General features: G+C 58.3%; 5 protein-coding genes. 4 read left to right on the top strand and 1 reads right to left on the bottom strand.

The features are described from left to right. Positions 1-94: 94 nt before the first annotated feature. The 4 genes from AC13DE_RS00165 (at position 95) to repC (ending at position 4,524) form a co-directional block, all read left to right on the top strand. The gene (locus AC13DE_RS00165; protein WP_483046632.1) at positions 95-433 is read left to right on the top strand and encodes a DUF736 domain-containing protein; all 339 of its coding nucleotides are present in this window, start codon (positions 95-97) and stop codon (positions 431-433) included. A 209-nt stretch (positions 434-642) separates the two neighbouring features. Beyond that, complete coding sequence (locus tag AC13DE_RS00160) at positions 643-1,998, top strand: ParA family protein (RefSeq protein ID WP_009804235.1); 1,356 nt, start codon at positions 643-645, stop codon at positions 1,996-1,998. After that, on the top strand, positions 1,995-3,017 hold the full coding sequence (locus AC13DE_RS00155) for a ParB N-terminal domain-containing protein (protein WP_037207731.1): 1,023 nt from the start codon (positions 1,995-1,997) through the stop codon (positions 3,015-3,017). Before AC13DE_RS00160 ends, AC13DE_RS00155 begins: the two co-directional genes overlap by 4 nt. Positions 3,018-3,243: 226 nt before the next feature. Continuing rightward, entirely contained in the window at positions 3,244-4,524 is a 1,281-nt protein-coding gene (repC, locus tag AC13DE_RS00150; protein ID WP_081940158.1) for a plasmid replication protein RepC, read from the top strand. Positions 4,525-4,536: 12 nt separating this feature from the next. Here the strand turns inward: repC and AC13DE_RS00145 are convergent, their stop codons facing one another. Next, positions 4,537-5,652: a tyrosine-type recombinase/integrase gene (locus AC13DE_RS00145; protein WP_483046631.1), complete on the bottom strand. Its 1,116-nt coding sequence runs from the start codon at positions 5,650-5,652 to the stop codon at positions 4,537-4,539. Between the last annotated feature and the right edge of the window lie 105 nt (positions 5,653-5,757).

Here is a 5,757-nt window from a genome sequence, read left to right as displayed (position 1 = left end):
CCTGCCCCTCTCCGCTGCGCTCCGCCTTCGGTGTGGCCGGGCCTTGGCCAGCTGCAAGGTGACCATCATTGCAACGCAAACAAGGAGAAGAGCAATGACCACGAACTGCATCAAATTCACCAGCGCCGACATCGAAACCGCCAAGGGCGTCGGCTCCATCTCGACCCTGACCTTCGACCTCGACATCACGGTCGAACCCGTCGCGAGCTCGAACCCGATGGCCCCCACGCACCGCGTCCTCGGCCGCTCCCCGCGCGGCAAGTTGGTCGAGTGCGGCGGCATCTGGAAGAAGCAGAACAAGGAGACCGGCGCTGACTACTACACGCTGACCATCCGCCACCACGGCTTCAACGCCAACCTCGGCAAGGCCGCGAACCAGGAGGATCTGTCCCTGCAGGCCGTCATCCCCTGGGGTCCCAAAGACGCCCCGTGACGGCTAAGGCCGGGCGGTTCTCCACCGACCGGCCCATCAAGACTCCAATCTTGAACGCGTTCAAGATTGGAGTTTTAGGGGTGGTGGAGCTTCTAAATAAGCGCCTGAAACTCATAGGCGCGTGGTATCTTTATTTTTCCTCCAAAACCGTGCTACCATAGAAGCAGAATCGAGTCGAACTCGGACCCAACCGAAGTCAGGGCTTAGGAATGAGCGGTAGTCTAGAACAGTTTTTGACGGACCTGTCACGTGGGCTTGAGCGCACGATGGTGGCAGTGAACAAGGAACTCACCTTGCGTCAGCGCATCAAGCGCACGTGGTCAATGCGCCAGTGCGCAAGGTTTATGAACGTCAGTATTCAGTATCTAACCAAGTTCGCCAATTCGAGCGACGACTTTCCCGCGGGCGAATATGTTGGAAGAGAGCGTGTTTTCACGCTTTCCGAATTGATGCACATGCGGGCCCTTCTGGCGGCCTCGGCAAAGCGGCCCTACGACTACCTAGCCTGGCGCAAACCCGACGCCCCCTTACCCGTCATCTCGTTTGCCAGCCAGAAAGGGGGCACGGCTAAGAGCCTGAGCGCCGCGCATTTTGCGCAGTATCTCAGCTTGCATTACGGCATGCGCGTTGGTGTCATGGATGCAGACCCGCAAAGCACGATAACGCTCTACTTTGTCGGGGGTGAAGGTCTTCCCCAGATGCCCGACGAAAACACCGCCTCCATGGTGGACTTTGCCGGCCTCTTCCAGTCGGAAGATGCGCCATACACTGATCACGATGCGCAGACGCTCGACAGCTTCTTTCTAAAGACCTCCTGGCCGGGGCTGCGTCTGCTGCCGGCACATGGCGAAACGTCTGAGGGAGAGATCCAGATTGCGCGCCTTGTGCGAGAGGCCCCCGCCGGAAAGAGCTTCTATCGCTACCTGCGCGATGCCCTTGATCGCTGGAAAGCGGGCCACCCGCCAAAAACGCTGCCCAACGAATTGGTAGTCGAGGGCAAGGTCGATCAGCAGCGACTGAACGCTGCGCTGACCGAGACCCTCGATGTCATCATCATCGACTATCAGCCTGCGTTGACACTTTTCCAGCTGAATAACGTGATTGCGTCGACTTCGCTGGTCATCCCGCAAACCATGAAGGGGTTTGACATCGCAACGCTGTCGACCTTTGTGACCGGCCTGCTGGGGATGCTTCAGCATATTCTGGCCCATGAACGGATCGAAATAGGAACTGGTGCCAACATGCTGTTGCCGACGATCGTCCAACGATCCAATGCGCAGGATCTAAACCACATCGGAAACCTGCTGGAACACTGCCCCACGGAAATTCTGCCGGTGTTTTATCTGCGTTCCGACGCAATCTCGAATGCGTCGGACGTCTATCAATCCGTATACGAATATGAGCCGGACACGCCGGGAAAACGCAAGGGGATCAACCGGTTCATCACGAATGCCGATGCGGTTAACGACGCCATAGTATCGCGACTCTGGCCGGGCTTCGAACGCGGTTATGCCAATACATGGATGGACGAGTTCTATGAAGATGACGGCGAGGGTGAAGCATGAAACGCAGTATTCCAAGGTCGCTGGTCAGCAAGGCTACTAGTCCCGACACATCCAAGGAGCGCACGCCCGGTCCCGAAGGCCGGGCAGAAACGGGCGACGCTGTTTCTACTCCTTTCAAGGGGGCCGGCAGTGCTTGGAAATCAGGGGCGCTTGCGCAATCGCAAGCCGCTGTGGAGCGAAGCAGAGCTGAGCTTTGTTCGGATATCTTAAACGGCCGCCACGAAATAAGCCTGTCGCCAGACCAGATATCAGATCCGATGGGGACAGACCGCCGTCAAGACTGGATGTCCCAGGAAGCATTCAGGTCTCTGGTAAACAGCATTGCCTCGAACGGGCAGGACACACCCATTCTGGTGTGGCCCGAGGATCCGGATTGGGAGCCGGATCCGTTGGAGCCGTCGAACGTCACTGGTGTTCCATTTGTCATGCTTACAGGACGCCGCCGACTGGCGGCCGCGTCGGAGTTGGGTTTACCTCTTCGTGCAATCCTCGCTTCGCCGGAAGCGCGAAACGCCGAGAACAGCAAGTTTGAGATGTTGTTTCTGCGGTTCCGCGAGAATGAGGAGCGCGAGAATCTTAGCCCATTTGAGCGTTTGGTTTCGATTGGTGAAATGTATGAAACGTTGGCTTCTGGGGCAGACAAGCTGACAGCTGTGGCCTTCGCAAAGAAAATTGGCGTGCATGAGAGCCTAGTCTCACGAGCGAGGTCTGTTTTCGCTGCGCAGGATCAGATCTTGAACGCGTTCAAGAATGTCTACGACATGAGCTTTCGTGATTTGCAGGGAGCCTTAGCGAGCTTGGAGAGGGTGAACAAACCCAAGCTCAAACCGAAGGCAAAGCCCAGAAAGCTCACGGTCAAACGCAAGGTGGGCAACCGAAATCTTTCGGCGACTTCAGTCGATGGAAACCTATCCATCAAGGTTGCAGGTGTGCCGATAGACCAAGAGCGTCTCGAGAAGCTCGGAGATTTAGTCGCCGACTACTTGAGCGCCGAAGGTTCGGGGAAGGAAACCGACTGACGACAATGTCAGCGACATATCCTCCAGAACGACGAGGCAAGGAGCAAAAAGGAACGACAATCGAAATAAAGGCAAAAGAAAAGCCCCCAAGCGGTGTGGCCTGAGAGCTGATCTTAATGGTTTGGTCACCTTCAAGATAAGTCTCGCAGGATTCACTGTCAACGACGAACGCTCCTGAGCGAACGGCTTTCTTTTGCCTCCACATAAACGGAGGTGAGATACAGGCATGAAACATACAGGTTGGCGCAAGCCGACACCGGGTCTTGGGGTTGCTGAGCAACTTGCCCAAGCCGGTGAACGGGTAGCAGTACCCAAAACACGGGCATTCGTGGCACTTAAGCGCGTGGGGGCACATATCGGCTTGAAGGCCGGAGACATGTTGCTCCTCGACACGCTCGGGGCCTTTACCCAGGCCCAGGACTGGGAGGAGGGGCAGCGTCCGATCGTCTGGGCGTCGAACGCCTATCTGATGGAGCAAACGGGTTTTTCGCTGTCTGCCCTCAAGCGCCACGCGCGGCGCCTTGCTGAGATCGGCGTGATCTCCTTCCAGGATAGCCCCAATGGCAAGCGGTGGGGCCGCAGAGACGTCGATGGCCGCATCGTCGAGGCCTATGGCTTCGATCTGTCGCCGCTCTCAGCCCGTGTCGAGGAGTTCGAGGAGCTTCATGCTGAGTTGCAGGCTGAACGCGAGCTCTGCCTACGCCTGAAGCGCCAGATCACTGTGGCGCGCCGGATGATCCGAGCCCGGATCGAGGCAGCTCTCAGCAGCGCTCTGCGTGGGCCCTGGAGGCAATTCACGGGGCTTTTTGAGGAGCTTCTGGAACGACTTCCGCGCCGTCATGAAGCTTCAGAGCAGTTGGAGCGGCTATTGGCATGGTTCAAGGAACTCCAAGAACGGGTCGAGGCGGCTTATCTTAAGGCGACTGTTGCGACAAAACCTGTGGAAAACACCGATGATAAACACGCCCAAGTCACGAAGAAGACTCAAGAAATGAACCCCAGGGAGGTCATTTCTGAACCTCATATACTAATTACAAACCAACTTAATCCTGTAACTAGTAATTCCTCTGAAAAAGAGGAAGCGGCGGGTGTGGTGCCTAATGCCCAACCCGAAGAGCGGGTTGATAGGGAGCTGGAAGACTGGGTTGCCGAGGTACGCAAGAAGCGGACAGCGCTCGATCTGCCGACAATCATGCAGGCCTGTCCGGAATTCGCATCCTGGGCGCGGAATTTGGGTGGATTCCTGAAAGATTGGGGCGATCTGCACCGGGTTGCCGGTCAACTCAGGCCGATGATCGGGATCTCTGAGCATGCCTGGAACGTGGCGCAGGACCGAATGGGCACCCAGGTGGCCACGGCCGCGTTTGCCCTCGTCTTCGAGAAGCACAGTGCGGGCGAGGTTGCCTCGCCGGGCGGCTATCTGCGGGGCATGGTCGAGAAGGCCGGGGCAGGGGAGCTGCATCTCGAGCGCAGCTTCTATGGTAGGCTCAGTGGGCAGGCGGCGTGATAGGGCAGGGGCTCAGAGACCAGCTGCCTTCGTCAGGTTCACGCGGAACCTGTCTCGGCGGCGCTGGTAACGGCGGGTCATTTCAGCGCTTGCATGGCCAAGCTGCTTCTGAACGTAGCGCTCGTCGACTTCTGCCGAGCTGGCGAGGCCGGCGCGCAGCGAGTGACCGGAGAAAAGCGCCAGGCGGTCTTTCTCGGGCAGGTCGGATCGGATGCCCGCGTCCAGCACCGTGCGCTTGATCAGGCGCGCGACGTGTTTGTCGTTGAGTCGCGCCTCCAGTGCGCACTTGCCGTCCCGCGAGGTGCCGACGAACACCGGCCCAAAATCGATTTTTGCAAAGTGCAGCCATCGCTCAAGCGCGTTGACGGGGCAGGTTTGTTCGGACGATCCGCGCCCGATTTCGACCTCGCGCCAACCGGTCTTGGCATCAAGAGTGAGCAGAGCGCCTTTATCGAAGATCTGTATCCAGCCACCGCTGTCCGGCGTGTCGTCCTTTCCGCAATCCAGGCTGACGATCTCACTGCGGCGCAGTCCGCCGGCATAGCCCAGCAGCAGAATCGCCCTGTCCCTGAGCCCGCGCAGATCAAAGGGCAGGGTCGCGATCATGGCGAGGATGTCCTCGGCCAGGATCGCCTCTTTCTGCACCGGTGGGCGCGCATGCTTGCGCTTGATCCCGGCCAGCACCGTCGCTATGTGCCGGTTCTTACGATCAAGGGCGAAACCGCGCTGCGCGTAGTTCCATGCGAGACCGGACAGGCGGCGGTCGATTGTGCTGACCGATAGGGCAGGGGAGGAGCCCGTCCCGGACGCCAGATCCGCAAGGTATAGCCCGATCATTTCCGGCGAGGGAGGCAACAGCTCCGCGCCCTTCATCCGGCACCAGCGTGCGAAGTGCGCCCAGTCCTTCGCATAAGCTTTCAGCGTGTTCTCCGACGCTGCCGCGTGCGCATAGTCGCGAGCCGTATCGACCAGGCGATCGAGCGTACCTGAGCTCGCCACAAAGGAAGGCCGGCTCAAGGCCTCGCCGTCAGGACGATCTCTCTGGTTGTCTTCGTTGGCAGAAGACCCGATTGGCGGCTCTGAACTTGATTTTGTCGTTGTGCCGAGGTTTTTGAGACTGGGTGCCATGTGTTTTCAATGGTTTGTGGTTTTTTCATTTTGAGATTGAGTCGGGGTAATTGATACTGTAGAGGAAAAGGAGTCGATATTTATGAGACTATCCCGCAGCCGCGC

The sequence above is a fragment of the Sulfitobacter sp. L-8 genome (assembly GCF_056859255.1).
The sequence above is the reverse complement of the archived record's forward strand: the minus strand, read 5'-3'. Positions and strand labels throughout refer to the sequence as shown.

Excerpts from the sequence above, each read along its gene's own strand:
- AC13DE_RS00155 (WP_037207731.1), top strand. The coding sequence starts at position 1,995 with ATGAAACGCAGTATTCCAAGGTCGCTGGTCAGCAAGGCTACTAGTCCC.
- AC13DE_RS00145 (WP_483046631.1), bottom strand. The coding sequence starts at position 5,652 with ATGGCACCCAGTCTCAAAAACCTCGGCACAACGACAAAATCAAGTTCA.
- AC13DE_RS00165 (WP_483046632.1), top strand. The coding sequence starts at position 95 with ATGACCACGAACTGCATCAAATTCACCAGCGCCGACATCGAAACCGCC.
- AC13DE_RS00160 (WP_009804235.1), top strand. The coding sequence starts at position 643 with ATGAGCGGTAGTCTAGAACAGTTTTTGACGGACCTGTCACGTGGGCTT.
- repC (WP_081940158.1), top strand. The coding sequence starts at position 3,244 with ATGAAACATACAGGTTGGCGCAAGCCGACACCGGGTCTTGGGGTTGCT.